General features: G+C 68.9%; 23 protein-coding genes, 2 tRNA genes, 1 pseudogene and 1 riboswitch. Of the genes and pseudogenes, 22 read left to right on the top strand and 4 right to left on the bottom strand.

Going from position 1 to position 26,724, the window contains the following annotated elements; all coding sequences use genetic code 11:
* The first annotated feature begins 108 nt into the window (after positions 1-108).
* Genes hfq through ACMV5O_RS12450 form a run of 7 tightly spaced genes read left to right on the top strand, consistent with a single transcriptional unit; the run spans position 109 to position 6,430 of the window.
* Entirely contained in the window at positions 109-345 is a 237-nt protein-coding gene (gene hfq / locus ACMV5O_RS12420; RefSeq protein WP_416163747.1) for an RNA chaperone Hfq, read from the top strand.
* 51 nt (positions 346-396) lie between these two features.
* On the top strand, positions 397-1,542 hold the full coding sequence (gene hflX, locus ACMV5O_RS12425) for a ribosome rescue GTPase HflX (protein ID WP_416163748.1): 1,146 nt from the start codon (positions 397-399) through the stop codon (positions 1,540-1,542).
* 14 nt (positions 1,543-1,556) lie between these two features.
* On the top strand, positions 1,557-2,876 hold the full coding sequence (hflK, locus tag ACMV5O_RS12430) for an FtsH protease activity modulator HflK (RefSeq protein WP_416163749.1): 1,320 nt from the start codon (positions 1,557-1,559) through the stop codon (positions 2,874-2,876).
* Positions 2,876-3,757: a protease modulator HflC gene (gene hflC / locus ACMV5O_RS12435; protein ID WP_416163750.1), complete on the top strand. Its 882-nt coding sequence runs from the start codon at positions 2,876-2,878 to the stop codon at positions 3,755-3,757. Before hflK ends, hflC begins: the two co-directional genes overlap by 1 nt.
* Positions 3,758-3,764: 7 nt before the next feature.
* Entirely contained in the window at positions 3,765-3,950 is a 186-nt protein-coding gene (locus ACMV5O_RS12440) for a DUF2065 domain-containing protein (RefSeq protein WP_416163751.1), read from the top strand.
* A 7-nt stretch (positions 3,951-3,957) separates the two neighbouring features.
* Positions 3,958-5,115, top strand: coding sequence for an ATP phosphoribosyltransferase regulatory subunit (locus ACMV5O_RS12445; protein WP_416163752.1), 1,158 nt, complete (start codon positions 3,958-3,960; stop codon positions 5,113-5,115).
* Between the two features lie 4 nt (positions 5,116-5,119).
* Positions 5,120-6,430 (top strand): adenylosuccinate synthase, encoded by a 1,311-nt coding sequence (locus tag ACMV5O_RS12450; RefSeq protein ID WP_416163753.1) that lies wholly within the window; start codon positions 5,120-5,122, stop codon positions 6,428-6,430.
* 188 nt (positions 6,431-6,618) lie between these two features.
* On the opposite strand, the gene ACMV5O_RS12455 is transcribed toward ACMV5O_RS12450, so the two are convergent.
* Positions 6,619-6,703 (bottom strand) — tRNA-Leu (locus tag ACMV5O_RS12455).
* A gap of 149 nt (positions 6,704-6,852) precedes the next feature.
* Positions 6,853-6,937, bottom strand: a tRNA-Leu gene (locus ACMV5O_RS12460).
* A 39-nt stretch (positions 6,938-6,976) separates the two neighbouring features.
* On the opposite strand from ACMV5O_RS12460, the gene rnr reads away from it, so the two are divergent.
* Both rnr and rlmB read left to right on the top strand, forming a co-directional pair.
* Positions 6,977-9,961, top strand: a complete 2,985-nt coding sequence (gene rnr / locus ACMV5O_RS12465; protein WP_416163754.1) for a ribonuclease R — start codon at positions 6,977-6,979, stop codon at positions 9,959-9,961.
* Positions 9,954-10,706 (top strand): 23S rRNA (guanosine(2251)-2'-O)-methyltransferase RlmB, encoded by a 753-nt coding sequence (rlmB, locus tag ACMV5O_RS12470; RefSeq protein ID WP_416163755.1) that lies wholly within the window; start codon positions 9,954-9,956, stop codon positions 10,704-10,706. The genes rnr and rlmB overlap by 8 nt, the downstream gene beginning before the upstream one ends.
* Positions 10,707-10,713: 7 nt before the next feature.
* Here rlmB and nirD read toward each other — a convergent pair whose 3' ends face one another.
* Both nirD and nirB read right to left on the bottom strand, forming a co-directional pair.
* Positions 10,714-11,052, bottom strand: a complete 339-nt coding sequence (gene nirD / locus ACMV5O_RS12475; RefSeq protein ID WP_416163756.1) for a nitrite reductase small subunit NirD — start codon at positions 11,050-11,052, stop codon at positions 10,714-10,716.
* A 20-nt stretch (positions 11,053-11,072) separates the two neighbouring features.
* Complete coding sequence (gene nirB / locus ACMV5O_RS12480; protein ID WP_416163757.1) at positions 11,073-13,604, bottom strand: nitrite reductase large subunit NirB; 2,532 nt, start codon at positions 13,602-13,604, stop codon at positions 11,073-11,075.
* A gap of 388 nt (positions 13,605-13,992) precedes the next feature.
* Here nirB and ACMV5O_RS12485 point away from each other — a divergent pair, with 388 nt between their 5' ends.
* From ACMV5O_RS12485 to ACMV5O_RS12545, 13 genes and pseudogenes are all read left to right on the top strand, one after another.
* The gene (locus tag ACMV5O_RS12485; protein WP_416163758.1) at positions 13,993-14,592 is read left to right on the top strand and encodes a DUF924 family protein; all 600 of its coding nucleotides are present in this window, start codon (positions 13,993-13,995) and stop codon (positions 14,590-14,592) included.
* A 111-nt stretch (positions 14,593-14,703) separates the two neighbouring features.
* Positions 14,704-14,898, top strand: a riboswitch (cobalamin riboswitch).
* A gap of 48 nt (positions 14,899-14,946) precedes the next feature.
* Positions 14,947-15,747 carry a 5,6-dimethylbenzimidazole synthase gene (gene bluB, locus ACMV5O_RS12490; RefSeq protein WP_416163759.1) on the top strand — a complete coding sequence of 267 codons (801 nt, stop codon included), beginning with the start codon at positions 14,947-14,949 and terminating at the stop codon, positions 15,745-15,747.
* Positions 15,748-15,926: 179 nt separating this feature from the next.
* Positions 15,927-16,001: a pyrroloquinoline quinone precursor peptide PqqA gene (gene pqqA, locus ACMV5O_RS12495; protein WP_002924740.1), complete on the top strand. Its 75-nt coding sequence runs from the start codon at positions 15,927-15,929 to the stop codon at positions 15,999-16,001.
* 62 nt (positions 16,002-16,063) lie between these two features.
* Positions 16,064-16,366, top strand: coding sequence for a pyrroloquinoline quinone biosynthesis peptide chaperone PqqD (gene pqqD / locus ACMV5O_RS12500; protein WP_416163760.1), 303 nt, complete (start codon positions 16,064-16,066; stop codon positions 16,364-16,366).
* Positions 16,335-17,564: a pyrroloquinoline quinone biosynthesis protein PqqE gene (pqqE, locus tag ACMV5O_RS12505; protein WP_416163761.1), complete on the top strand. Its 1,230-nt coding sequence runs from the start codon at positions 16,335-16,337 to the stop codon at positions 17,562-17,564. Before pqqD ends, pqqE begins: the two co-directional genes overlap by 32 nt.
* Before the next feature lie 110 nt (positions 17,565-17,674).
* On the top strand, positions 17,675-18,178 hold the full coding sequence (locus ACMV5O_RS12510) for a hypothetical protein (protein WP_416163762.1): 504 nt from the start codon (positions 17,675-17,677) through the stop codon (positions 18,176-18,178).
* Positions 18,171-19,382, top strand: coding sequence for a 3-phosphoserine/phosphohydroxythreonine transaminase (serC, locus tag ACMV5O_RS12515; RefSeq protein WP_416163763.1), 1,212 nt, complete (start codon positions 18,171-18,173; stop codon positions 19,380-19,382). Before ACMV5O_RS12510 ends, serC begins: the two co-directional genes overlap by 8 nt.
* Positions 19,379-20,293 carry a dihydroorotate dehydrogenase gene (locus ACMV5O_RS12520; protein ID WP_416163764.1) on the top strand — a complete coding sequence of 305 codons (915 nt, stop codon included), beginning with the start codon at positions 19,379-19,381 and terminating at the stop codon, positions 20,291-20,293. The genes serC and ACMV5O_RS12520 overlap by 4 nt, the downstream gene beginning before the upstream one ends.
* Before the next feature lie 144 nt (positions 20,294-20,437).
* Entirely contained in the window at positions 20,438-21,751 is a 1,314-nt protein-coding gene (locus ACMV5O_RS12525; protein WP_416163765.1) for a nitrate- and nitrite sensing domain-containing protein, read from the top strand.
* 299 nt (positions 21,752-22,050) lie between these two features.
* Positions 22,051-23,358, top strand: coding sequence for a CmpA/NrtA family ABC transporter substrate-binding protein (locus ACMV5O_RS12530; protein WP_416163766.1), 1,308 nt, complete (start codon positions 22,051-22,053; stop codon positions 23,356-23,358).
* Positions 23,359-23,410: 52 nt separating this feature from the next.
* Positions 23,411-24,271 carry a nitrate ABC transporter permease gene (gene ntrB / locus ACMV5O_RS12535; RefSeq protein WP_416163767.1) on the top strand — a complete coding sequence of 287 codons (861 nt, stop codon included), beginning with the start codon at positions 23,411-23,413 and terminating at the stop codon, positions 24,269-24,271.
* Between the two features lie 7 nt (positions 24,272-24,278).
* A complete protein-coding gene (locus tag ACMV5O_RS12540) occupies positions 24,279-25,142 on the top strand; it encodes an ABC transporter ATP-binding protein (RefSeq protein ID WP_416163771.1) in 864 nt (287 codons plus the stop codon).
* 13 nt (positions 25,143-25,155) lie between these two features.
* Positions 25,156-26,412: pseudogene (locus tag ACMV5O_RS12545) on the top strand (NAD(P)/FAD-dependent oxidoreductase); the annotation flags it as partial.
* Positions 26,413-26,724 lie beyond the last annotated feature (312 nt).

Genomic DNA, 26,724 nt, shown 5'->3' on the forward strand with positions numbered 1-26,724 from the left:
CCGGTCAAGAACCCGTTTCCACACCTGGATTTGGTTGCATACTGTGATGCCGCAGTGCACCATAATGTCCACAACATTCTTATAAACACAATATAAAGAGGTTCAGCAATGAGCAATAAAGGGCAACTTCTACAAGACCCCTTCCTCAACACCCTTCGCCGCGAGCACATCCCGGTGTCGATCTACCTGGTCAACGGCATCAAGCTGCAGGGCCAGGTCGAATCCTTCGATCAGTACGTCGTGCTGCTCAAGAACACCGTGACGCAGATGGTCTACAAGCACGCGATCTCCACCGTCGTGCCCGCCCGCCCGGTCGTCATCCAGCAGGACGAGGGCAACAACTGAGGGCCGCACTGATCCGTCGCGGCCGCTCGCCGGCGGTCGCGGGAGGCCTGCATGTTTGAGCGTCCCGCGTCCGGCGAACGTGCCGTGCTGGTCCAGCTCGACCTGGGCCAGGGGGCGATCGACGAACGCCTGTCCGAGTTCAAGCTGCTTGTCGCCAGCGCCGGGGGCCGTGTCGAGGCGGTGGTGCAGGGCAGGCGTGCCGCGCCCGATTCCAAGCTCTTCGCCGGTAGCGGCAAGGTGCAGGAGATTGTCGAGGCGCTGCGCGCCCGTGCTGCCGACATCGTGATCTTCAATCACGCCCTGTCGCCCGGCCAGCAGCGCAACCTCGAGCGCGAGCTGCAGTGCATGGTGATCGATCGCACCGCGCTCATCCTCGACATCTTTGCCCAGCGTGCGCGCAGCCATGAAGGCAAGCTGCAGGTCGAGCTCGCCCAGCTCGAGCATCTTGCCACCCGCCTCGTTCGCGGCTGGACCCACCTCGAGCGCCAGAAAGGCGGCATCGGCCTGCGCGGTCCGGGCGAGAAGCAACTCGAAACCGACCGTCGCCTGCTCGGCAATCGGGTCAAGATGCTGAAGTCGCGTCTCGCCCAGATCGAGAAGCAGCGCAAGGTTCGTCGTCGCGCCAGGGAACGTCGCGACGTTCTGTCGGTCTCTCTGGTCGGTTACACCAATGCGGGCAAGTCGACACTGTTCAATGCGCTGACGAAGGCGGGCGCTTATGCCGCCGACCAGCTCTTCGCCACGCTGGACACCACCTCCCGGCGTCTTTACGTCGGCGGTGCCAATGTGGTGCTGTCGGATACGGTCGGCTTCATCCGCGACCTTCCGCATGCGCTGGTCGCGGCCTTCCAGGCGACACTCGAAGAGACGGCGCAGGCCGATCTGCTGCTGCACGTGGTGGATTCGGCCAGCGAGGATCGTGATGCCCAGATCGCGGCGGTCAACGAGGTGCTGGCCGAGATCGGCGCGGCCGAGGTGCCGCAGATCCTGGTCTGGAACAAGATCGACCTGACCCGGGCCGCGCCGGCGGTCGAGCGGGGTGACTGTGATAGAATCAGGCGCATTTTTTTGAGCGCCAGAACGGGTGAAGGTCTCGACCTGCTTCGCGATGCGCTCGCTGAAGTGGCCTCGCAGACCTTTGGTGACAATGCCGACCGGCTAACCGGCACGGCGGACGAACGGTCAGAACAATCGTGATAACAGGCATCCTCATGTCACTCAATGACCCACGTTGGGGTGGTCAGGGCGGTAGCGACGGCGACCGCAACGACGGCAATCGCAACGACGGCAATCGCAACGATGACAACCGTGGTGATCGCAACCGTGGCAACAACCAGGGCCCGCCCGACCTCGAGGAGGTGTGGCGCGACTTCAATCAGCGCCTGACCGGCATGTTCGGCGGCAAGCGTCCCGGCCGTGGCAGCGATGGCGGTGGCAATGGAGGCGGTGGTGGTGGCGGCGGTCCGCAGCTGCCCAATCTTTCCTTCAAGCAGTTCGGTGGCGGCATCGGCGTGCTGCTGGTGCTGGTCGGCCTCGTGTGGCTGGCAAGCGGTTTCTACACCGTCGATGCCAACCAGCGCGGCGTCGTGCTGCGCCTGGGCAAGTTCATCCAGACCACCGATCCTGGCCTGCGCTGGCGTCTGCCCGCACCCTTCGAATCGCACGAGATCGTCGACCTGACCGGTGTGCGCACGGTCGAAGTCGGCTATCGCGGCTCCGAGCGCAACAAGGTGCTGCGCGAGTCGCTGATGCTCACCGACGATGAGAACATCATCAACATCCAGTTCGCCGTGCAGTACATCCTGAACAGCCCGGAGAACTACGTCTTCAACAACCGCTTCCCGGACGAGGCGGTCGGCCAGGCCGCCGAGACCGCGATGCGCGAGATCGTTGGCAAGAGCCGCATGGACTTCGTGCTGTACGAAGGCCGCGAAGAGATCGCCGCCACGGCGCATGAGCTGATGCAGCGCATCCTCGATCGCTACGAGACCGGCATCCAGATCAGCCGGGTGACGATGCAGAACGCCCAGCCGCCCGAGCAGGTGCAGGCCGCGTTCGACGACGCGGTGAAGGCGGGTCAGGATCGCGAGCGGCAGAAGAACGAGGGCGAGGCCTACGCCAACGACGTCGTGCCGCGCGCCCGTGGTACCGCCTCGCGCCTGGTCGAAGAGGCCAATGCCTACCGCGACCGGGTCATCGCCAACGCTGAGGGTGAGTCGAGCCGCTTCAACCAGGTGTTCGCCGAGTACAGTCGCGCGCCGGTGGTGACGCGCGAGCGTCTGTACCTCGACACCATGCAGCAGGTGCTGTCCAACACCTCGAAGGTCATGATCGACGCCCAAGGCAACGGCAACCTGATGTTGTTGCCGCTCGACAAGCTGATGCAGTCCGCCGGTGGCAAATCCGCCACGGCTGCCGCGGCGCAGCCGGATTCCCAATCGGCAGCAGGTCTGGGGGCGAACGCGCCGATGCCCTCACTGGATCCGCGCAATCGTGAGTTGATGAGAAGTCGTGAGCGGGGAGAGCGTTGATGCGTGACAAGATGTCCCTGATTGGCGGCGTGCTGCTGCTTGCCGTCGTGATTGCCTCGATGTCGCTATTCACCGTGGATCAGCGCCAGTATGCAGTCGTGTTCCAGCTGGGTGAGGTCAAGGAGGTCATCTCCGAGCCGGGTCTCAACGTCAAGCTGCCGTTCATCCAGAACGTGCGCTATTTCGACAAGCGCATCCTGACCATGGATACGCCCGAGCCCGAGCGTTTCATCACCTCCGAAAAGAAGAACGTGCTGGTCGATCACTTCGTCAAGTGGCGCATCGTCGATCCGCGGCTGTACTACGAGTCGGTGGCCGGCGACGAGGCGCGGGCGCGTACCCGCCTGACGCAGACGGTCAATGCCGGTCTGCGCGAGGAATTCGGCCGCCGGACCGTGCATGACGTGGTGTCCGGCGAGCGCGACCGCATCATGGAGCAGATGCGCGAACGTGCCGACCGCGATGCGCGCACCATCGGCGTGCAGATCGTCGACGTGCGCCTGAAGCGGGTCGACCTGCCCAACGAGGTGTCCGAGTCGGTCTATCGCCGCATGGAAGCCGAGCGCAAGCGGGTGGCGAACGAGCTGCGTTCGCTCGGTGCGGCCGAAGCCGAACGCATCCGCGCCGACGCCGATCGCCAGCGCGAGGTCATCATCGCCGAGGCCTACCGTTCCGCCCAGGAAACCATGGGTGAGGGCGACGCCCGCGCGACCGCGATCTATGCCGAAGCCTATGGCAAGAGCCCGGAGTTCTACTCCTTCTATCGCAGCCTCGAGGCCTACCGCTCCAGCTTCGCCGGCAAGGACGACGTGATGGTGGTGGATCCGAGCTCCGACTTCTTCCGCTTCATGAAGGACTCCGGCGGCGCGCCGCGCAATTGATTCCTTCATGGGAAGTACGCTACTGATCGCCTTCGCCCTGATGCTCATCATCGAAGGCCTCCTTCCCTTCATCGCGCCAGCCGCCTGGCGCGATACTTTTTTGCGTCTCGCCAGCATGGCTGACGGTCAGATCCGCTTCATCGGCCTGACCTCCATGCTGGTGGGCGTCATCCTGCTTTTCATCTTGCTCTGACACGCTCATGCGCTGGCTACTGCCCGATCACATCCAGGACGCGCTGCCGTCCGAAGCACATCAGCTCGAGATGCTGCGGCGGCGCCTGCTCGACGCCTTTCGCACGCGCGGCTATCAGCTGGTGATGCCGCCCCTGCTCGAGTACCTCGACTCGCTCACCACCGGTGCCGGGCAGGACCTTGCCCTGCGTACCTTCAAGCTGGTCGATCAACTGACTGGACGCACGATGGGCGTGCGCGCCGACATGACGCCGCAGGTCACCCGCATCGACGCCCACCTGCTCAACCGCCGCGGTGTGTCGCGCCTGTGCTACTGCGCCAGCGTGCTCCACGCCCTGCCATCCACCCTCACCGCCACGCGCGAGCCGCTGCAGCTCGGTGCCGAACTCTACGGTCATGCCGGCATCGAGGCCGACCTCGAGATCCTGCGCCTGCTGGCCGAGGTGCTGCGCCTGGCCGAGGTGCCGGCGTCGCGCATCGATATCGGCCACGTCGGTATCTTCCATGCGCTGGCGGCGCGGGCCGGGCTGGTGCCCGGGCGTGAAGAGGAGCTGTTCGACCTGCTGCAGGCCAAGGATGTGCCCGAGCTGCAGAAGGTGCTCGCCGACGTCGCCGAACCGGTGCGTAGCGCCCTGCTGGCGCTGCCCGAGCTGTATGGTGGCCCCGAGGTACTCGCCGAGGCGGCCGCACGCCTGCCGCAGGATGGCGAGATCACCGCGCTGCTGGACGAGCTGCGCCGGCTGGCGGCCGCGCTCGCCGACCTGCCGGTCAGCTTCGACCTGTCCGACCTGCGCGGCTACCACTATCACAGCGGCATCGTGTTCGCGGCCTACGGTGCTGACTCGCCCGCCGCGCTCGCCCTCGGCGGGCGTTACGATCGCGTCTCCGAAGCCTTCGGTCGTGCCCGCCCGGCGACCGGCTTCAGTCTCGATCTGCGCGAACTGGTGTGGCGCCTGCCGGCGGCGGCCAGCATGGCCGGTGCCGTGCTCGCACCGCTGACCGAGGATGCGACGCTCGTCGAAGAGGTGGCGCGCCTGCGTGCCCACGGCGACATCGTCGTCACCGCGCTGCCCGGACATGATGGAACTTGGAACGAAGCCGGCTGTGACCGGCAACTGGTGAAGCGGGGCGATCGGTGGACGATCGTGCCGTTACAGGGAGATTAAGAAAATGGCAAAGAACGTCGTCGTCGTCGGTACCCAGTGGGGTGATGAAGGCAAGGGCAAGATCGTCGACTGGCTGACCGACCACGCGAAGGGCGTCGTACGCTTCCAGGGGGGGCACAACGCCGGTCACACGCTGGTCATCGGCCAGACCGAATACAAGCTCAACCTCGTGCCCTCGGGCATCGTGCGCGAGGGCGTGGCCTGTTTCATCGGCAACGGCGTGGTGCTCGATGCGCACCACCTGCTGTCCGAGATCCGCACGCTGGAGGCGGGCGGCATCAAGGTGCGCGAGCGCCTGCGCATCAGCCCGGGCTGCCCGCTGATCCTGGGCTACCACAGCGCGCTGGATCGCGCGCGCGAGGCCGCCAAGTCGGCCGACGACAAGATCGGCACCACCGGCAAGGGCATCGGGCCGACCTACGAGGACAAGGTCGCGCGCCGCGCGCTGCGCGTGTATGACCTGTTCGATCGCGAGCGCTTCGCCGCCAAGCTCGAGGCCAACCTCGAGTACCACAACTTCGTGCTGACCCAGCACCTGGGCGCCGACCCGGTCGATTTCCAGTCCGTGTTCGACCAGGCCATGGCCGATGCCGAAGAGCTGCTGCCGATGGTGGCGGACGTCTCGGCCGAGTTGTACTCGATCAACAAGTCGGGCGGCTCGCTGCTGTTCGAAGGCGCGCAGGGCACCCTGCTCGACATCGACCACGGCACCTATCCCTTCGTCACCTCCAGCAACTGCGTCGCCGGCCAGGCTGCGGCCGGCTCCGGCGTCGGTCCCAGCCGCCTGCACTACGTGCTCGGCATCACCAAGGCCTACTGCACCCGCGTCGGCGGCGGCCCCTTCCCGACCGAACTCGACATCGATACCAAGGGCGTGCCCGGCGAGCAGATGTCCACCAAGGGGCGTGAGTTCGGCACCGTCACCGGCCGCAAGCGCCGCTGCGGCTGGCTGGACCTGGCCGCGCTGAAGCGCTCGATCATCATCAACGGCGTCACCGGGCTGTGCATCACCAAGCTCGACGTGCTCGACGGCCTTGACGAGCTCAAGCTGTGCACCGGCTACATGCTCGACGGCAAGCGCATCGACTTGCTGCCGATGGGCTCGGAGGAGGTGACCCGCTGCGAGCCCATCTACGAGACCATGAAGGGCTGGAGCGGCACCACTTTCGGCGCGCAGAGCTGGGACGCGCTGCCGCAGGAGGCACGTGCCTACCTGCATCGCATCGAGGAGATCTGCGAGATCCCGATCGACGTCATCTCGACCGGACCCGAGCGCGACGAGACCATCCTGCGTCGTCACCCGTTTGGCGCCTGATCGGGCCTTGTCGGCACAGCGGGGCGCGGCAGGCGTCGTCGAAGATGCGGGAGCGGGACGGGCTGTGAATGTCTGCCGTCAAGGGGACATTTGCGGCCGGTTCCGCTCCCGCGGTTTTTTTGCCGCACCGCTCGCTCGCTGCCAGGTGAACGAAAAAAGCCGGCTTTCAGCCGGCTTTTCCCTGCAACTGGTGCCCAGAAGAGGACTCGAACCTCCACGCCTCGCAGCGCTAGTACCTGAAACTAGTGCGTCTACCAATTCCGCCATCTGGGCAGGGACGCGCATAATAGCAGACACTTCGCCGGCCGGAAAGGGTCGCCCGCATTTTTTTGCAGTGCGGCACCGCACAGGCCCGAGCGAGCGTCAGTGCAGTCGGGACTCAAAACAAAAAAGCCGCTCCGAAGAGCGGCTTTCCGTAAAACTGGTGCCCAGAAGAGGACTCGAACCTCCACGCCTCGCGGCGCTAGTACCTGAAACTAGTGCGTCTACCAATTCCGCCATCTGGGCAAGAAGACGCGCATTATAAGCACGAAAAGAAGATTGTCAATGACTCGCAAAACCAAAAAAACCGAAAATAACCAGGGCGGCAAGGCTGGCCATCACGGCGGATCGCCGAAGTCCGGCACCCGCCGCCCGGATGCCGCCGTGGTCTCCCGCCACAATGCCGGCAAGGCCGCCAGCCCGGTCAAGGGGCCGGGCCGCAGCCGGGCCGCACGCAAGGCCGCCGCCGCCCATGCAAGTGCCATCCGCCTGGCTGATCCCTTCCATGCCCGCGAGACGCTGCAGTACGAGAATCCGCTGCCCAGTCGGGAATACGTGCTGCAGGTTCTGGCCGAGCGCGGCGTGCCGATGCCCTTCTCGGACCTCGCCGCGGCACTCGACATCGCGCCGCACGAGCTCGACTTTTTCGACCGCCGCCTGCGCGCCATGGAACGCGACGGGCAGCTCATCCGCAACCGCCGCGACGCCTACCTGCTGCCGGCCAAGGCCGACCTCATCAAGGGCCGCGTCGAGGGCCACCCCGACGGCTTCGGATTCGTACGTCGCGACGACGGCCAGCCCGACATCTTCCTCGGCCCGAAGGAGATGCGCGAGCTGCTGCACGGCGACCGCGTCATCGTGCGCATCTCCGGGACCGACCGCCGCGGCCGCCCCGAAGGCAAGCTGGTCGAGGTGCTCGAGCGCGCCAACTCGCGCGTGGTCGGGCGCGTGATCAACGAGCACGGCGTGATGATCGTCGTGCCCGAGAACCGCCGCCTGGCGCAGGACATCCTGGTCGCCCCGGGTGGGCGCAAGAAACCCGAGCCGGGCCAGATCGTCACCGTCGAGCTGGTCGAGCAGCCGACCAAGTTCGCCCAGCCGATCGGTCGCATCGTCGAGGTGCTCGGCAACTACGCCGACCCCGGGATGGAGATCGAGATCGCGCTGCGCAAGCACGATCTGCCCTTCGAGTTTTCGTCCGAGGCCAAGGCGCAGACGCGCAAGCTGCCCGACAAGGTACGCAAGAAGGACTGGGCCGGCCGCGAGGACCTCACCAGGCTGCCGCTGGTCACCATCGACGGCGAGACCGCGAAGGACTTTGACGACGCCGTTTACTGTGAGCGCCAGGGCAAGGGCTACCGCCTGATCGTCGCCATCGCCGACGTCTCGCACTACGTCGACGCCGCCAGCGCGCTCGACAAGGACGCCTTCGACCGCGGCAACTCGGTGTACTTCCCGCGCCGCGTCATCCCGATGCTGCCCGAGAAACTCTCCAACGGCCTGTGTTCGCTCAACCCGCAGGTCGAGCGCCTGGCCATGGTCGCGGACATGGCCATCTCGGCCACCGGCGCGATCAAGAACTACCGCTTCTATCCCGCGGTGATCTGGTCGCACGCGCGCCTGACCTACACCAAGGTCGCGGCCGCGCTCTACGACAGGGATCCGGCGGTGCGCGCCGAACTCGCCGCGCTGCTGCCCCACCTCGAGAACCTCGACACCCTGTTCCGCGTGCTGCTCAAGGCGCGCGCCAAGCGTGGTGCGATCGACTTCGAGACCACCGAGACGCGCATGATCTTCGATGACAACGGCAAGATCGCGCAGATCGTGCCCGAGGTGCGCAACGACGCCCATCGCCTCATCGAGGAATGCATGCTCGCCGCCAACGTGTGCGCCTCCGACTTCCTCGCCAGCCGCGAGCATCCGGCCCTGTACCGCGTCCACGACAGCCCCTCCGAGGACAAGCTCGCCAAGCTGCGCGAGTTCCTCAAGGAGTTCGGCCTCGGCCTGGGCGGGGGGGACGAGCCGCGCGCGAGCGACTTCGCCAAACTGCTCGAGCAGGTCAAGGACCGCCCCGACGCGCAGCTGCTGCAGACCGTGATGCTGCGCTCGCTCAAGCAGGCGATGTACAGCCCGGACAATGTCGGCCACTTCGGGCTCGCCTACGAATCCTATACCCACTTCACCTCGCCGATCCGGCGCTATCCCGACCTGCTGATCCACCGCGGCATCAAGGCCGCGCTCGGCGGCGAGCAATACCGCCCCGGCGACTGGGAGCAGATCGGCCTGCACTGCTCGATGACCGAGCGCCGCGCCGACGAGGCCACCCGCGACGTGGTCGCCTTCCTCAAGTGCTACTTCATGCAGGACCGCGTCGGCGAGGAATTCACCGGCAGCGTGTCGGCGGTCGTGCCCTTCGGTCTGTTCGTCGCCCTCGACGACATCTTCATCGAGGGCCTGCTGCACATCTCGGATCTGGGCAGCGACTACTTCCACTTCGACGAGATGCGCCATGCGCTGCTGGGCGAGCGCACCGGCAAGCAGTTCCGCCTGTCGGATCGGGTCAAGGTGCAGCTCGTGCGGGTCGACATGGCGACCAACAAGATCGACTTCCGCCTCATCGAAGGGCCGCTGCCGCGCACGCCGAAGGCACCTGCGCAGCCCGCCGAAGTGCCAGCCGCGGCTGCGGCGCCGGCAGAGGGCAAGAAAGCGCGCAAGCCGCGCGCGAAGAAGGCCGCGGCCGAGCCGGTGGTCGACCCTGCGCCCGTGCTGCCCATCGAGGCCCCGACCGTGCAGTCGCCGGTCTCCGCTGCGGAGCCCGCCAAGGCGAAGTCGCGCAGCAAGCGCGCGCAGAAGCCGGTCGCCGACGCGGCCGTCGAGGCGGTGCCCGCGCCCGTCGTCGAGACGCCGCCTGCTGCAGCGGAAGTGGTGGCGCCCAAGGCGCCCCGCAAGCGTGCGAAGAAGGCTGCTGTCGAGCCCGTGACCGAGGTCGCGCCTGCGCCGGTCGTCGAGTTGCCGGTCCTTGTCCCCGAGTCGGTTGCGCCCAAGTCGCGCGCCGCACGCGCGAAGAAGTCTGCCGTCACGCCGGCCGTCGAGGTGCCCGCGGCCGTCTCCGAAGCCGCCGAACCCAAGCCCCGCAAGGCGCGTGCGAAGAAGCCCACGGCCGAACCGGTCGCCGCAGCCGCAGCCGAAGCGCTAGAATCCGCGCCCCCGACCGCGGCTCCGCGACCCGCACGCCGCAAGACCACCCCCAAGGGCTCCGACCGTGGCTAAAGCACCCGACCACACCCCCACCAAGCTGATCTACGGCTTCCATGCCGTCTCCGCCAAGCTGCGCCACGCGCCCGATTCGGTGCTGGAGATCTTCTTCTCCGCTGACCGCAAGGATGCGCGGGTGAAGAAGGTCCTCGCCCAGGCCGAGGCCGCCGGCGTGCGCATCAGCCAGGCCGAGGGCGACAAGCTCGACGGCCTGGTCGGCACCCGCCGCCACCAGGGCGTGGTCGCCAAGGTCGACGCCACCCGGCGCGACATCAAGCTCGCCGACGTGCTCGACAGCCTGGACGAGAACGCGCTGATCCTGGTGCTCGACGGCGTGCAGGACCCGCACAACCTCGGCGCCTGCCTGCGCGTGGCCGACGCCGCCGGCGCGCATGCGGTGGTCGCGCCCAAGGACCGCGCGGTGGGCCTCAACGCCACCGCGGTCAAGGTTGCCAGCGGCGCCGCCGACACCGTGCCCTACATCACCGTCACCAACCTCGCGCGCGCGCTGCGCGAATTGCAGGAAGCCGGCGTGTGGGTGGTCGGCGCCGCCGGCGAGGCCGCCAAGACGCTCTACGACATCGACCAGAAGGTGCCGGTCGCCTGGGTGCTCGGCGCCGAAGGCGACGGCCTGCGCCGGCTCACCCGCGACACCTGCGACGAGCTCGCGCGCATCCCGATGCACGGCAGCGTCGAGAGCCTCAACGTCTCGGTGGCGAGCGGCATCTGTCTGTTCGAGGCCCGCCGCCAGCGCGGCTGAGGCCGCGTCAGGCCAGCGCGACCCACACCTCGTCGCCGCGCAGCTTGGCCCGGTGCGCGCGCACCGAATGCTCCGGCGCCTCGAGGCAGGCCCCGGTGCGCAGGTCGAAGTGGTTCTTGTACAGCGGCGAGGCGACGACCAGATGCTCGCCGAGGTTGCCGACCAGGCCACGCGACAGCACGCTGGCGCCCGAGCGCGGGTCGATGTTGTCGATGGCATGGACGCTGCTGTCGCCGATGCGGAACACGGCGACGTGGCGGTCCTCCACCAGCGCGCACACGCCGGTGCCGGGCAGGATGTCGCCGAGCTTGCACACGGCGGTCCACTTCAGTTCTTCGCTGCTCATGGGGGCTCTCCTCGCGGGGCTCATGCTTCCACCTCGGCGCTCTCGACGGCCGGGTGCTCTTCGGCGCGTGCCGGGCGGATCTGTCCGCGCTCCTCGACGAAGACGATACGCTGGTCGGCGCGCGGGTCGTTGATGAAGGTGCGGAAGCGCTTGCGCACCTCGGGGTCGGTGATCGCGGTCTTCCATTCGCACTGGTAGGTGTCGACCACGTGCTGCATCTGCTGCTCGAGCTCGCTGCAGATGCCCAGCGAATCGTCGATCAGCACGGCCTTCAGGTAGTCGAGGCCGCCTTCCAGGTTGTCGCGCCAGGTGCTGGTGCGCTGCAGGCGGTCGGCGGTGCGCACGTAGAACATCAGGAAGCGGTCGATCAGGCGCACCAGGGCGGCCTTGTCGAGGTCGGCGGCGATCAGCTCGGCATGGCGCGGCTTCATGCCGCCGTTGCCGCACACGTAGAGGTTCCAGCCGCGCTCGGTGGCGATGATGCCGACGTCCTTGCCCTGGGCCTCGGCGCATTCGCGCGTGCAGCCGGAGACGCCGAACTTGATCTTGTGCGGCGCGCGCAGGCCCTTGTAGCGGTTCTCGAGTTCGATCGCCAGGCCCACCGAGTCATCCACGCCGTAGCGGCACCAGGTGCTGCCGACGCAGCTCTTGACCGTGCGCAGCGCCTTGCCGTAGGCATGGCCGGACTCGAAGCCGGCGGCGATCAGCTCTTCCCAGATCGCAGGGAGCTGCTCGACGCGGGCGCCGAACAGGTCCACCCGCTGGCCGCCGGTGATCTTGGTGTACAGGCCGTACTTCTTCGCCACCTGGCCGACCGCGATCAGCCCCTCCGGGGTCACTTCGCCGCCGGGCATGCGCGGCACCACCGAGTAGGTGCCGTCCTTCTGGATGTTGCCGAGGAAGTAGTCGTTGCTGTCCTGCAGGCTGGCAAGCTCGCCCTTGAGCACGAAGTCGTTCCAGCACGAGGCGAAGATCGAGGCCGCCGTCGGCTTGCAGATGTCGCAGCCCAGGCCCTGGCCGTGGCGCGCGAGCAGGTCCTCAAAAGTCTTGATCTCGCCGACACGGACCAGGTGGTAGAGCTCCTGGCGCGAGTAGGGGAAGTGCTCGCACAGGTGGCGGGTGACCGTCATGCCGAGGCGGGCCAGCTCGGCGTTCATGATCTGCGTCACCAGCGGCACGCAGCCGCCACAGCTGGCACCGGCCTTGGTGCAGGCCTTGAGCGCGCCGATGGTGGTGGCGCCGTCGCCCACCGCGGCGCAGATCTGGCCCTTGCTGACGTTGTTGCACGAGCAGATCTGGGCGGACTCGGGCAGGGCGTCGGCACCGAGGCCGGGCCTGGCCTTGCCGTCGCCGGCGGGCAGGATCAGGAACTCGGGGTCGGCCGGCAGCGCGAGGCCGTTGAGCGCCATCTGCAGCAGCGTGCCGTACTCGTCGGCATTGCCGACCAGCACCGCGCCGAGCAGGCGCTTGCCGTCCGCGCTGACGACGATCTTCTTGTAGATCTGCTTGCACTCGTCGGCGTAGCGGAAGCTGCGGCAGCCCGGCGTCCTGCCGTGGGCGTCGCCGATGCTGGCCACATCGACGCCCATCAGCTTGAGCTTGGTGCTCATGTCGGCGCCGCCAAACGCGGCCTGGGCATCACCGGCCAGCTGGCGGGCGGCGATGCGCGCCATGTCGTAGCCGGGCGCCACCAGGCCGAAGGTCTGGTCGCGCCAGGCCGCGCACTCGCCGATCGCGAGGATGGCCGGATCGCTGGTGCGGCAGTGGTCGTCGACCGCGATGCCGCCGCGGGCGCCGACCGCCAGCGCGTTCTGGCGCGCCAGCTCGTCGCGCGGACGGATGCCGGCGGAGAACACGATCATGTCGGTTTCCAGGTGGGTGCCGTCGGCAAACACCATGCGGTGGCGGGCGCTGCGGCCGTCGGTGATCTCGACCGTGTTGCGCTCGGTGTGCACCTGCACACCCAGAGCCTCGATCTTGCTGCGCAGGATGCGGCCGCCTTCGTCGTCCACCTGCACCGCCATCAGGCGCGGGGCGAACTCGACGACATGGGTCTCGAGGCCGAGGTCGCGCAGCGCCTTGGCGCACTCCAGGCCGAGCAGCCCGCCGCCGACGACGACGCCCTTGCGCGAGGTCGCGCCGGCCGCCTTCATCGCCTCGAGGTCCTCGATGGTGCGATAGACGAAGCAGTGTTCGCGCTCGCTGCCCTTGACCGGCGGCACGAAGGGGTAGGAGCCGGTGGCCAGCACCAGCTTGTCGTAGGGCAGGGTGACGCCGTCCTGCGTCGTCACCGTGCGCGCACGGCGGTCAATGGCCGCCGCGCGGCTGCCGAGGCGCAGCGTGAAGCCTGCTTCGTCGAAGAAGCCGGGCGCGACCAGCGAGAGGTCTTCCGCCGTCTTGCCGGCGAAGAATTCGGACAGGTGCACACGGTCGTAGGCCATCCGTGGCTCCTCGCACAGGACGGTGACCTCCGCAGCGGGGATCTGCAGCTGGCGGAGCTCCTCGAGGAACTTGTGGCCGACCATGCCATGGCCAACGAGAACGATCTTCATGCTGGTATCACTCATTCGGCCCTGCGTACGGCCTGGTGACACCTGGGCACGGGCTTGCCCGGCTCAAGCATGACGGCCCCCGCAGGACGCGGTTCGACATCGGTTGGAATTGGCCGGCGGATCGCGCATCGCGAGCCACCGGCCCCCACCGGCGTTGGCGGAGGCTGCCCTGCGTCGCGTCGTCGCTGGCGCAGGTATGGGTCAGTAAAGCAGGGACCGTGCCAGGGTGCAGATGCCCTGGATCAGGCCGTTCTCGCCCTGGCGGCGCGCACTCGGGGGCAAATGATGCACCGCAACGGTGCCGCTGCTCACCAGGGTGGTGCGAATGCAGGCCGCCGCGCACGTGGGCTATGCTTCCAGTCCTCGCCTTCGGCCCTGGGAGGCCCGCATGGAAACCCCGGATACGATCCACGCCTTCTGGTTCGGTACCGCCGCCGATGACGATGCGGTGATTGCGCAACAGTCGGCGCTGTGGTGGCGCAAGCAGGCCGACGTCGATGCGCAGATCAGGCAGCGCTTCGCGCCCTGGGTCGCGCGCGCGGCGGGTGGCGAACTCGACGCCTGGCTCAGGGATGCGCGCGGGCGGCTGGCGTTGATCCTGCTGACCGACCAGTTTCCGCGCAACATCTGGCGCGGCGAGGCGGCGGCCTTCGCCTTCGACGTGCTGGCCCTGCGCTGGGCGAAGGAGAGCTTGCGTCTCGGGCTGGACACGGCGCTGCGCGCGGTCGAGCGGGTCTTCATCTACCTGCCGCTGGAACATTCCGAGGACCTGGGCGACCAGCGTGAAGCCGTGCGCCTGTTCGACCAGCTCGCCGCCAGCGTGCCGGCGCACGCCAAGGCCAGCTTCGACGGCTATGTCGACTACGCCCGCCGCCACCTGGCCGTCATCGAGCGCTTCGGACGCTTTCCGCACCGCAATGCCGCGCTGGGGCGCGAGACGAGCCCGGACGAAGCCGCCTTCCTGCAGCAGCCCGGCTCGTCCTTCTGAGCCCGCACCGGCAGGCGTCGGCCACGCGCGGCAAGGGGCGGTGTGGGGTGGAGCGTGGGGTGGGCACTGCGCCACGAATCCGACCCGCCGGGCGGCGCTCCCGCTAGAATCCGCCCTGTATTGCTTCGGGGTGCCCGCGATCAGCGCGGGAGAATCGGGAAGGCGGTGCCAATCCGCCGCGCGCCCAGCGCCGTGAAGGGGATTGTCCGGGCAAGGTTCGCCCAGCCACTGGTCCGCAAGGACCGGGAAGGCGCCCGGACGAGAGGATCCGTAGCCGGAAGACCGGCCTCGAAGTGTTCTGCACAGCCGCCTGGTCGGCGGCTGTCTCCTGCTCGACGACAAGGGGAATACTTCATGAGCAGCCCGACGCAGGCGCATTTCGCGCCGCTGTGCGACAACGCGCGTGAGCGTTTCGAGAACGACGCGCCTACCCGTTTCCAGACCGACCCGCAGTTCAGTGCCGCCGAGCGCGACGCGGTGCACCGCGCCATCCACACCCGCCGCGACGTGCGCGGCGAATTCCGCCCCGACCCGATTCCCGACGCGGTGCTTGCGCGCGTGCTCACCGCCGCCCATCACGCGCCCTCGGTCGGCTTCATGCAGCCGTGGGACTTCATCCTCGTGCGTTCGCGCGAGGTGCGCGCGCGGATCCACGCCGATTTCCTCGCCGCCCATGCCGAAGCCGAGCAGATGTTCGACGCGGGCAAGCGCGCCACCTACCGCAATCTCAAGCTCGAGGGCATCCTCGAGTCGCCGCTCAACCTGTGCATCACCTGCGACCGCCGCCGCCACGGCCCGGTGGTGATCGGCCGCACCCATATCGGCGCGATGGACATCTATAGCGCGGTGTGCGCGGTGCAGAACCTGTGGCTCGCCGCGCGCGCCGAGAACCTCGGCGTGGGCTGGGTCAGCATCCTGCATGAGCAGGCGCTGCGCGAGGCGCTTGGCATCCCGCCCGAGATCATCCCGATCGCCTACCTGTGCATCGGCTACGTGAAGGACTTTCACGCCCGCCCGGAGCTGGAGAGCGCCGGCTGGTTGAAGCGCATGCCGCTGACCGAGCTGCTGCACTTCGATGGCTGGCGCGGGCCGGCCGACGCTGCCGGCGAGCAACTGGCCGAGGCGATCCGCCAGGTGCAGCCTATCGCGCGTTGACCCAGGTCAACGCCGGTGCAGCTTGCTGAAGAATCATGATTTCCGCGAGCGCGGGCTCGCGATCCTGCCGATGGCCCAACCCCGATTCTGCGGATCCCGCTGCGCGGCTCGCAGGCGATGATGGCCACGAACCGGCCGCCGCGCCGGTTCGCCCACCATCATTCCAGAGGAGACCCATCATGCAGTGGACCGACCCCGCGTATTGCGACATCCGTCTCGGCTTCGAAGTCACCGCCTACGTCTACGTGCGCTGACGCCTGCGAGCCCGGCCGCCCGCGGGCGGACCGGGGCCTGCCAACCCGCAGCCGAGGCCCGCATGACCGCCACCGCGACCCCGAACCCGCCCGACGCGGACGAGCGCTACGCGCTCAACCCGATGTACCTGTTCCGCTGGGAGCCGACGCAGGACTCGCACGTCCTGCTCTACCCCGAGGGCATCGTCAAGCTCAACCAGACCGCTGGCGACATCATCGAGCGCTGCGACGGCAATCGCACCGTCGCCGAGCTGATTGCCGACCTGCAGCAGCGCTACCCGGGCGACGACGCGCGCGTCGCCGAGGGCGTATACAAATTCCTGGAGGTGTTCCGTGCCAAAGGATGGATCCGTCGTCAGGCTTGACGGGCAGGGCAAGCCGCTGTGGCTGGTGCTCGAGCTCACCTATCGCTGCCCGCTCAAGTGCCCGTGGTGCAGCAATCCGGTCGACTATGCCCGCGATGGCAAGGCCGAGTTGTCCACCGACGAGTGGAAGCGCGTGCTGCGCGAGGGACGCGCGCTCGGCGCGCTGCAGCTCGGCTTCACCGGCGGCGAGCCGCTGCTGCGCGACGACCTCGAGGAGCTCGTCGCCGAGGCCAGCGCGCTCGGCTACTACACCAACCTGATCACCTCCGGGGTGGGCCTCAACGAAGAGCGCCTGCTCGCGCTCAAGGCCGCCGGCCTCAAGCAGATCCAGCTCTCGCTGCAGTCGAGCGAGCGCGAACTCACCGACACCCTGGTCGGCGCGCGCGCCTTCGACCTCAAGATCCGGGTCGCGCACCTGATCAAGGCCCACGGTTTCCCGATGGTGCTCAACGTGCCGGTGTTCCGCCACAACATCGGCCAAGTCGAGGACATCCTCGCGCTCGCGGCGGACATCGGCGTCGATTACCTCGAGTTTGCCAACATCCAGTACTACAACTGGGCGCTGTTGAACCGCGACGAACTGCTGCCGACCCGCGCGCAGCTGCAGGCGGCCGAGCGCGCGGTGCAGGCCGCACGCGAACGGCTCGGCGAGCGCATGACGATCTACTTCGTCATTCCCGACTACTACGAGGGCCGGCCCAAGGCCTGCATGAACGGCTGGGGCGCGATCCACCTCACCATCGCCCCCGACGGCGCCGCCATGCCCTGCCAGGAGGCGCGCATCATCGACGGGCTGGATTTCCCCTCGGTGCGCGACCACAGCCTGGCCTGGCTGTGGAACGCATCGCCCACCTTCCAGAAATTCCGCGGCGACGAATGGATGAGCCCGACCTGCCGCAGCTGCGACGAGAAGGACAAGGACTTCGGCGGTTGCCGCTGCCAGGCCTTCCTGCTCACCGGCGATGCCGCCAACACCGACCCCGCCTGCTCGCGCTCGCCGCATCACCACCTGATCACCGCGGCGATCGAGAAGGCGCAGTCCCCCGCGCGCAGGATCCAGCCGCTGGTGCTGCGCAACGAGGGCAACTCGCGCCTGCTCGGCGCCGCTGGCGGCTGCGGCAGCGCGGCGGGTTGCGCCACACCGGCGCCGGCGCGCGAGGATCTGGCCCTTGCCACCGTGGAGTGCGGCCATGTCTGACTGGCTACTGCACGTGTTCGATTCCGCTGCCGTGACGGTGGGCCTTGGCGTCGCCCTCACCGCGGCCCTGGCGCTGTTGCTGCGCCTCGTGATGTGAGGCGGCGCCGACCATGGACATGCTGTTCGAAGTCGCCGCGCGCTGGCTGCACTTTCTCGCTGCGCTGGTGTGGGTGGGGCACAACTATGCCACCGCCGTCACCCGTTCGCGCTATGTGCCCCTGACCGCGGCCGACCTGTCCGACCCCGACAGCCCGCGCCAGCGTGCGCTGATGCAGCGCGAGCATGGCGCCTTCCGTTATGCCTCGCTGGTGGTGCTGGGCAGCGGGCTGGCGATGCTGTCGGAGCGCGGCTGGCTGGCCGAGGCGCTCAGCCTGCAGGGCAGCCTGGTGCCGCTGGGCGTCGGCATCTGGCTGGCGCTGATCATGGTGTGCAACCTGTGGTTCGTGCTGTGGCCGCACCAGAAGCGGGTGCTCGGCTTCGTGCCGGCGCCGCTCGAGGAGCGCCTGCGCTGCTCGCGCATCACCTTCCTGTCGGCGCGGGTGAACACCATGCTGTCGATCCCGGTGCTGTTCTTCATGGCCAGCGGCGCGCATGGGCTGGCGCTCTATGTCTGAGGCCTTTGCCGCCTGGCGGGCGCAGGCCGGCTTCAGCTTCTCGGCCGCCGCCGGCCCGCTGCCGCGCGAGGTCGCGCACGAAGTGGCCGCGGCCTGCCGGCCCGGACCGGGCTCGATCCTGAGCCTGCCCTTCACCTCGTTCGCCTACCGCAGCCTGCAGGCCGAGACCGAGGCCTGCCTGCGCCGCCTGCTGGCGATCCCGGACGACTTCGCGGTGCTGTTCATGGCCGGCGGCGCCAGTGCGCAGTTCGCGCTGCTGCCGATGAACCTGCTCGACGAGGGCGACGAGGCCCGTGCGCCAGCACCCGGTCGCGGTGGTGTCGCCGCCGGCGCGCGCCAGGCGCTCTACATCGACAGCGGGCACTGGTCGCGCCGCGCGCTCGCCGAGGCGCAGCGCCTGGGGCGGGTGAAGGTGCTCGGCGTGGAAGCGCTGGTGAGCGATCCGCAGCACGGTCTGTCGCTCCCGCCACCGGCGGCGACGGAGGGCGAGGCCGGCTACGCCTATGTCCATGTCACCCCCAACGAGACCGCCGACGGCCTGCAGTTCCCGGTCTTGCCACGCAGTGCCGCGCCGCTGGTCGCCGACCTGACGTCCGAATTGCTGACGCGCCCGCTCGATTGGCGCGCGCTCGGCCTGATCTATGCCGGTACGCAGAAGACGATCGGCACCCCCGGGCTCACCCTGGTGGTCGTTCGCCGCGCGCTGCTCGGTCGCGCCCGCGCCGACACGCCACGGGTGATGGATTACGCCGCGCAGGCCGCGGCGGACTCGCGCCTGTGCACGCCGCCGGTGCTGGCGGTGTTCGTCGCCCATCGCATGCTGCACTGGATCGAGGCCGCCGGCGGCGTGGCGGCGATGGCGGCGCGGCTCGAAGCCCGCGATGCGCTGTTGGCGGCGGCCATGGCCAGCGGCGAGGCGACAGGGCTCTACCGTCCGCTGGCGCCGGCGGGCTGGCGCTCACGCGTCAATCCCTGCTTTCAGCTTGCGGATACGCCGCTGTGCGCGCGCTTCCTGGCCGAGGCGGAGGCCGCCGGCCTGCGCGACCTGGGCGGTCATCCGGCGCGTGGCGGCGTGCGCCTGAGCGTCTACAACGGCCTGGCGGATGCAGCGGTCGAGGCGCTCGCCGCCTTCCTCGAGGCCTTCGCCCGCCGCCGGCCGCTGGGGGGCGCGCGGCGCGCGGCGTCAGCGGCCGTGCCCTCATGACGCCGCGGCCGCTGACGCCGCTGACGCCGCGCGCGCTGCGCACGCGCTGGGCGGTGCAGCGCCTGGCACGCCTGGGCGCCGCCGCCACGCCTGCCGCCGCCGCTGCGGCCCGCTCCGGCATGCCGCGCGGGGCCGCGCCCGCGCCAGCGCGCCCCGCGCTCGAGGCCATGGGGCTCAGCTTCGCCTCCCCGCTGCTGCTTGCTGCCGGCTTCGATCGGCGCGGCTGCCTGCTCGCCGATGCGGCCGCGCTCGGCATCGGCGGCATCGAGCGCGGCAGCTTCGGCGCGGCGCTCGCCGGCTGCAGGCCGCTGTTCCCGCCCGCCGCGTCACGGCGGGACGAGGCAGGGGGTGGGCGTGTCGCGCCGCCGCCTCGTCGTGGGCTGAGCCTGCTCGTGCCGCCGTACGGGGAAGCGAACGGCGCCGAGGCGCTTGGCCGCGCGCTGGCGGCATGGCATGCGGGCACCGACTATGTGGTGCTCAACCCGGCCCGTGCTCCGGTGGGGCCGCCCGAGCTGGTCGAGCTGCTCGCCGGTCTGGGTGCCTTGCGCGAGCGCCTCGTGCGGCCGCGCCGCCTTGCCCTGGTGGCGAAGCTGCCGGCGGCGTGGATGGAAGGCGATGATCGCCTGGCCTGGGCGCATCGGCTGGTCGAGGCCGGTGCCGATGGCCTGCTCGTTTGCGCCGAAGGGGCGGCGGAGCGTGCCTGCGCGCGCCTGGCCGAGCTGTCGGCCGCGCTCGGACCGCGCGTGTGCCTGATCAGCGTCGGCGGCATCGACTCGGCTCGCGTGGCGCGCGCGCGGCTGCAGGCGGGGGCGCGGCTGCTGCAGGTGCACCGGGCACTGCTCGCCGCCCCGGCCGTGGTCGCGGGGCTGCTGGCCGGCATCGGCGCCCTGCCGCGGACGCGCGGCGACTAACCGCAGGTCGTCGCGGGTAGCGTTCCTCGCCCACCTGCTCGTCCGCTGCTCGCCACGTCCTCGCGCGCCTCTGCACGACTCTTGCTTGAAATCGATGGCGGTCGACCCGGCCGCAGCCTCAGGCAGGATCATGGAGAACCCCGCATGACATCGGCGCTCAGCTTTCTGGTCGCGGCACGCCGCTGCGAAATCGACGAACTCGAGCAGCTCGCGCGCACCTGCGAACTGGTGCAGGAACTCAGCGAACTCGTCCATCGGCTGCAGCGCGAGCGCGGCGCGTGCAACGTCCATCTGGCCTCGGCCGGCCAGCGCTTCGGCGCCGAGCTTGACGAGCGCATCGCCGCCAGCGCTGCGGCCGAAGTGGGGGTGCGCGACTGGCTCGACGGCCTCGAGCAGCGCGAAGGCGCGCTCGCCGGGGGCGTGCGCCTGTTCACCCGCATCGCCGTCGCCGTCCATGCCCTTGACCAGCTGCCCGCACTGCGCGAGGCCGTGCGTGCGCAGGCCTGCAGCGCGCAGGAGGCCACGCGACGCTACAACAGGGCAGTCGCGGCGCTGCTCGCCCTGGTTTTCGAGGCGGCCGATGTCGCCGTGGACCCGGCCGTGTCGCGGCCGCTGGTCGGCCTCTTCAACCTGATGCAGGGCAAGGAATTCGCCGGGCAGGAGCGCGCCGCCGGTGCGGCGGCCTTTGCCGCGGGGCGCATCGGCAGCGAGGAGATGCAGCAGCTGGTGCACCTGATCGAGAGCCAGGAGCAATGCTTCGAGCGCTTCGAGGCCTTCTGTGCGGACGAGGTCCTGACGCAGTGGCGCGCGCTGCAGGCCACGATGCCGCTGAGCGAGCTCGAGCGCCTGCGCCGCAAGCTGGTGGCCGCCGCGCCCGCCGCCGCACTCGACGGCGCGCTGGCCGACGTCTGGTTCGACTGCTGCTCGCAGCGCCTGGACCAGATCCATGAGGTCGAGGCCCATCTCGCCACCAGTCTGCAGCAGGCCTGCGAGCGCAAGATTGCCGCCACCCGGGCCGAGCTCGAGGACCAGCAGGCGATGCTCGAGGCGCTGCGCGCCCAGCCCGATGCACCCGCGCCGCTGACGGTGCTGGTCGGCGGCGACCCCGCCGCGCCCGGCGGCGAGGCGGGCTGGGAGGGCGGCGAGGGCGTGCTGCGGGGGGGCGACGGCCTCGGCCCCCGTCTGACGCGCTCCATCCTCGACACCTTGCAGGCGCAGTCGCGCCGGTTGCAGGCGATGGGCGATGAGCTCGCGACGGTGCGCGCGACGCTCGACGAGCGCAAGCTCATCGAGCGCGCCAAGGGCCTGCTGATGGCGCACCAGGGCCTGAGCGAGGAGGAGGCCTACCGTCTGCTGCGGCAGACGGCGATGAACCAGGGCCGCCGCCTCGTCGACGTGGCCCAGGCCGTACTGGCGATGGCCGAGTTGCTCCCCGGGGCGGTCGTGAAGCGTCCCTGAAGCGCACCGGGGCTGTGCGCGCCCTGCTTGTGTTGCACTGCAGCAGTGCATTGCCCGGAGGCGGTGCCAGCCCCGCCTTGCGGCCGAAACCCGCCGGCGGCAAGGGATCAGGCGGCCTTTCATGCCCTGGCACGAGTTCTGCATAGTCGGAAGCGAGGCGAAACCAAAGGCGGTTCGAGACTCACGGCGCAGCCCAAGGCTGTCGCATCCCGGACAAAGGCGTCCATCCATGGCCAGCGCACGCGCAGGCGGGGATGGGCGCCTTGTTGCTTTCAGCGGTTCATATTCAGGAGTCGATCATGGGCAGCAAGGTCATCAAGCAGTCGGAATTCAGCCGTCGTGACTTCATCCGTAGCGCCGCCGCGCTGACTGGCGCGGCGATGGTGGGCGGATTCTGGTCCGCACGGGCGCGGGCCGCCGGCGGCGCGCTGGAGACGACGAAGGCCAAGCTCGGCTTCATCGCGCTCACCGACGCCGCACCGCTCTTCGTCGCCGACGAGAAGGGCTTCTTCGCCAAGCACGGCATGACCGAGGTCGAGGTGCTCAAGCAGTCGTCCTGGGGCACCACCCGCGACAACCTGGTGCTGGGCTCGGCGCGCAACGGCATCGACGGCGCCCACATCCTCACCCCGATGCCCTACCTGATCAGCAGCGGGGCGATGACGGCCAACAACGTGCAGGTGCCGATGTACATCCTCGCCCGCCTGAACCTGGCCGGGCAGTGCATCTCGGTGGGCAACGAGTACAAGGACCTCAAGGTCGGTGTGGACACCCGCGCGTTCAAGGATGCGCTCGCCGCCAAACGCGCCGGCGGCAAGGCGGTGAACGCGGCGATGACCTTCCCCGGCGGCACCCACGACATGTGGATCCGCTACTGGCTGGCCGCCGGCGGCATCGACCCCACGCGCGACATCGCCACCATCGTCGTGCCGCCGGCGCAGATGGTGGCCAACATGAAGGTCGGCAGCATGGACACCTTCTGCGTCTGCGAGCCGTGGAACCGCCAGCTCATCAACCAGGGCATCGGCTACACCGCCAACACCACCGGCGAGCTGTGGCACAACCACCCGGAAAAGGCCTTCGCCATGCGCGCCGACTACGTCGATGCCAACCCCAACGCGACCAAGGCGCTGCTCAAGGCGGTGATGGAGGCGCAGATGTTCTGCGAGGACCCGGCCAACCGCGAGGAAGTGGCGCGCATCTGCGCCAAGCGGCGCTGGATCAACGCCCCCTTCGAGGACATCGTCGATCGCATGCGCGGCGACTTCGACTACGGCACCGGCCGCGTGGTCGAGAACAGCCCGGCGCAGATGCGCTACTGGAAGGACCAGGCCTCCTATCCCTTCCAGAGCCACGACCTGTGGTTCCTCACCGAGAACATCCGCTGGGGCTACCTGCCACGCGACTTCGACATGAAGGGCTGGGTGGCCAAGGTCAATCGCGAGGACCTGTGGCGCCAGGCGGCGCAGGAACTGGGCGTGGCGGCGAGCGACATCCCGGCCTCGACCTCGCGCGGGCTGGAGACCTTCTTCGACGGCAAGGTCTTCGACCCCGAGAACCCGATGGCCTACCTCGACAGCCTCGCCATCAAGGCCGTGCGCGGCTGAGACCGGATCAACCGGGCCTGGCCCCCAGGTCCGACCTATACAGGAGCCCGTCATGGACAACACCCATTCCATCGCTGCACCCGCGCCGGCCAGCGCGCCGCCCTCCCTGCTGCTCGCGCGCGCCAGCACGGCCCATGCCTACTTCATGAACCACGTGCTGCCGCCGCTGGTCGTCATCGGCCTGCTGCTCGCGGTGTGGGAACTGCTATGCGGGCGCCCGGGCGCGGCGCTGCCGCCGCCCAGCCAGGTGGTCACCGACACCTGGGAGCTGATTACCCAGCCCTTCTTCGACAACGGCGGCAACGACGTCGGCCTCGCCTGGCAGATCCTCGCCAGCCTCGAGCGGGTCGCCTACGGCTACCTGCTGGCGGTGGTGGCCGGGGTCAGCCTGGGCGTGCTGGTGGGCCAATCCACCTGGGCGCTGCGCGGGCTCGATCCGCTCTTTCAGGTACTGCGCACGGTGCCGCCGCTGGCCTGGCTGCCGATCTCGCTGGCCGGCTTCCAGGACAGCAACCCGTCGGCCATCTTCGTCATCTTCATCACCGCGATCTGGCCGATCATCATCAATACCTCGGTCGGCATCCGCAACATCCCCGACGACTACCGCAATGTCGCCCGCGTCATCCGCCTCAACGGCGTCGAGTACTTCTGGAAGATCATGCTGCCGGCGGCCGCGCCCTACATCTTCTCCGGGCTGCGCATCGGCGTCGGCCTGTCCTGGCTGGCGATCATCGCCGCCGAGATGCTGATCGGCGGCGTGGGCATCGGCTTCTTCATCTGGGATGCGTGGAACTCGTCGCTGGTCAGCGACATCATCCTCGCCCTCGTCTATGTCGGCGTCGTCGGCTTCCTGCTCGACCGCCTGGTCGCCTGGGTCGGCAAGCGCGTCACCCGTGGCACCACCCCCGCCTGAGGAGTCCCTGATCATGAGCCAGCCCTATCTCAGCATCTCCCGCGTCGACATGGCGTTCAGCCGTGGCGGCCTCACCAACCCGGTGCTCGCGGATGTGAACCTCGACATCCAGCGCGGCGAGTACATCTCGCTGATCGGCCATTCGGGATGCGGCAAGTCGACCGTGCTCAACATCGTCGCCGGCCTGCTGCGCGCCACCTCGGGCGGGGTCATCGTCGATGGCCGCGAGGTCAATGCGCCCGGCCCGGACCGCGCCCTGGTGTTCCAGAACCACTCGCTGCTGCCCTGGCTGACCGTCTACCAGAACGTCGAGATCGCGGTGCAGAAGATCTTCAAGGGCCGGCGCAGCGCGGCCGAACAGCGCGACTGGATCCTGCACAACCTCGACATGGTGAGCATGAGCCACGCCCTCGACCGCCTGCCGGCGGAGATCTCCGGCGGCATGAAGCAGCGCGTGGGCATCGCCCGCGCGCTGGCGATGGAGCCCAAGGTGCTGCTGCTCGACGAGCCCTTCGGCGCGCTCGACGCGCTCACCCGCGCCCACCTGCAGGACGAGGTCATGCGCATCCAGGCAGAGCTGCAGAACACGGTGATGATGATCACCCACGACGTGGACGAGGCGGTGCTGCTGTCCGACCGCATCGTGATGATGACCAACGGCCCCTCGGCCACCATCGGCCAGGTGCTCGACATCGAGCTGCCGCGCCCGCGTGACCGCCTCGCGCTCGCCGACGACGCGCGCTACACCCATTACCGCCACGAGGTGTTGAGCTTCCTCTACGAGAAGCAGCGCAAGGTCGAGCCGATCGCCAACGCGCGCGCGCGCGCCGCGGCGGGTGCCAGCCAGACGGCCGCGGTGCGGCGGGCGTGAGCGGAGAACAGGCATGAAGAAGATGAAACTCGTCCTCGTCGGCAACGGCATGGCCGGCGTGCGCACCATCGAGGAGCTGCTCAAGCTCGCTCCCGACCTGTACGACATCACCGTGTTCGGTGCCGAGCCGCATGGCAACTACAACCGCATCCTGCTGTCGCCGGTGCTGGCGGGCGAGATGACGCTGCCCGAGATCATGCTGAACGATCTCGCCTGGTATCGCGACAACCACATCACCTTGCACGCCGGCAGCACGGTCACCCGCATCGACCGTCTCCGGCGCAAGGTGATCGCCGAGGGCGAGGACGGCCGCCTCATCGAGGCCGACTACGACCGCCTGCTGCTCGCCACCGGCTCCACCCCCTTCATCCCGCCCATCCCCGGCAAGGACCTGCCCGGCGTGCTTGGCTACCGCGACATCGCCGACACCGAGGCGATGATCGCGGCGGCTGGCCAGTACCGCCACGCGGTGGTGATCGGTGCCGGCCTGCTCGGCCTCGAGGCGGCCAACGGCCTGATGCTGCGCGGCATGGACGTCACCGTGGTGCACCTCGGCGAATGGATCATGGAGCGCCAGCTCGACAAGGTGGCGGCCGACATGCTGCAGGCCTCGCTCGAGGCCAGGGGCATGAAGTTCCTGCTCGCGCGCCAGACCGAGGCGCTGCTGCCGGCACGCGGTACGCAGGCCGAGTCTGGCGGCGGAGCGCAGGGAGGGCGTGTGGGTGTGGTGCGCTTGAAGGACGGCATGGAGATCGCCGCCGATCTGGTCGTGGTCGCGGCCGGAGTCAGGCCCAACTGTGTGCTGGCCGAGTCCGCCGGGCTGTACTGCGGCAGGGGCCGGATGCGCGGCATCCATGTCTCCGACACGCTGCAGACCGTCACCGACCCGCGCATCTACGCGGTCGGCGAGTGCGTCGCCCATCGTGGCATCGCCTACGGCCTGGTGGCGCCGCTGTTCGAGCAGGGCAAGGTGTGCGCCAACCACCTCGCCAATGTCGGCATCGGCCGCTACACCGGCTCGCTGACCTCGACCAAGCTCAAGGTCACCGGCATCGACGTGTTCTCCGCGGGCGACTTCAGCGGCGGTGCCGACACCGAGGAGATCGTGCTGCAGGACAGGCAGGGCGGCGTGTACAAGCGCCTCGTGCTGCGCGATGGCCGCATCGTCGGCTCGGTGCTGTACGGCGACACCGCGGACGGCGCCTGGTACTTCCAGCTGATGAAGGACGGTCAGGACGTCAGTCCGATCCGCGACCAGCTGATGTTCGGGCCGGCCTGAGGGCGCGGGCGCTGCACGGCACCGGCGCGGCGTCCGCCCCCTCACTCCTGCCCGTCCTCGCCGTCGGGGGGGAGGCCGTGGCGGGCGCGCCGTCAATTTTGCCGTGACGACTGACACCATTCTGCAGAGCTCGCTGCCCAACTCTCGGGGCGGCCCAATTGGCGCCTGATGCCTATACTAGTGTAGTGCTGCATTTTGTTTGGAACTTAAGCGGCTGTTTGCGCGGATGACCTTCTGCAGGATGTCGCGAGCGCTCTTGGTCCAGATGAAGGGCTTGGGGTCAGTGTTGTGGTGAGCGATGTA

The sequence above is a fragment of the Thauera sp. WH-1 genome (genome assembly GCF_047806685.1).
Lineage (GTDB): Bacteria > Pseudomonadota > Gammaproteobacteria > Burkholderiales > Rhodocyclaceae > Thauera.

Excerpts from the sequence above, each read along its gene's own strand:
- hfq (WP_416163747.1), top strand. The coding sequence starts at position 109 with ATGAGCAATAAAGGGCAACTTCTACAAGACCCCTTCCTCAACACCCTT.
- hflX (WP_416163748.1), top strand. The coding sequence starts at position 397 with ATGTTTGAGCGTCCCGCGTCCGGCGAACGTGCCGTGCTGGTCCAGCTC.
- hflK (WP_416163749.1), top strand. The coding sequence starts at position 1,557 with ATGTCACTCAATGACCCACGTTGGGGTGGTCAGGGCGGTAGCGACGGC.
- hflC (WP_416163750.1), top strand. The coding sequence starts at position 2,876 with ATGCGTGACAAGATGTCCCTGATTGGCGGCGTGCTGCTGCTTGCCGTC.
- ACMV5O_RS12440 (WP_416163751.1), top strand. The coding sequence starts at position 3,765 with ATGGGAAGTACGCTACTGATCGCCTTCGCCCTGATGCTCATCATCGAA.
- ACMV5O_RS12445 (WP_416163752.1), top strand. The coding sequence starts at position 3,958 with ATGCGCTGGCTACTGCCCGATCACATCCAGGACGCGCTGCCGTCCGAA.
- ACMV5O_RS12450 (WP_416163753.1), top strand. The coding sequence starts at position 5,120 with ATGGCAAAGAACGTCGTCGTCGTCGGTACCCAGTGGGGTGATGAAGGC.
- rnr (WP_416163754.1), top strand. The coding sequence starts at position 6,977 with ATGACTCGCAAAACCAAAAAAACCGAAAATAACCAGGGCGGCAAGGCT.
- nirD (WP_416163756.1), bottom strand. The coding sequence starts at position 11,052 with ATGAGCAGCGAAGAACTGAAGTGGACCGCCGTGTGCAAGCTCGGCGAC.
- nirB (WP_416163757.1), bottom strand. The coding sequence starts at position 13,604 with ATGAAGATCGTTCTCGTTGGCCATGGCATGGTCGGCCACAAGTTCCTC.
- ACMV5O_RS12485 (WP_416163758.1), top strand. The coding sequence starts at position 13,993 with ATGGAAACCCCGGATACGATCCACGCCTTCTGGTTCGGTACCGCCGCC.
- bluB (WP_416163759.1), top strand. The coding sequence starts at position 14,947 with ATGAGCAGCCCGACGCAGGCGCATTTCGCGCCGCTGTGCGACAACGCG.
- pqqD (WP_416163760.1), top strand. The coding sequence starts at position 16,064 with ATGACCGCCACCGCGACCCCGAACCCGCCCGACGCGGACGAGCGCTAC.
- ACMV5O_RS12510 (WP_416163762.1), top strand. The coding sequence starts at position 17,675 with ATGGACATGCTGTTCGAAGTCGCCGCGCGCTGGCTGCACTTTCTCGCT.
- serC (WP_416163763.1), top strand. The coding sequence starts at position 18,171 with ATGTCTGAGGCCTTTGCCGCCTGGCGGGCGCAGGCCGGCTTCAGCTTC.
- ACMV5O_RS12520 (WP_416163764.1), top strand. The coding sequence starts at position 19,379 with ATGACGCCGCGGCCGCTGACGCCGCTGACGCCGCGCGCGCTGCGCACG.
- ACMV5O_RS12525 (WP_416163765.1), top strand. The coding sequence starts at position 20,438 with ATGACATCGGCGCTCAGCTTTCTGGTCGCGGCACGCCGCTGCGAAATC.
- ACMV5O_RS12530 (WP_416163766.1), top strand. The coding sequence starts at position 22,051 with ATGGGCAGCAAGGTCATCAAGCAGTCGGAATTCAGCCGTCGTGACTTC.
- ntrB (WP_416163767.1), top strand. The coding sequence starts at position 23,411 with ATGGACAACACCCATTCCATCGCTGCACCCGCGCCGGCCAGCGCGCCG.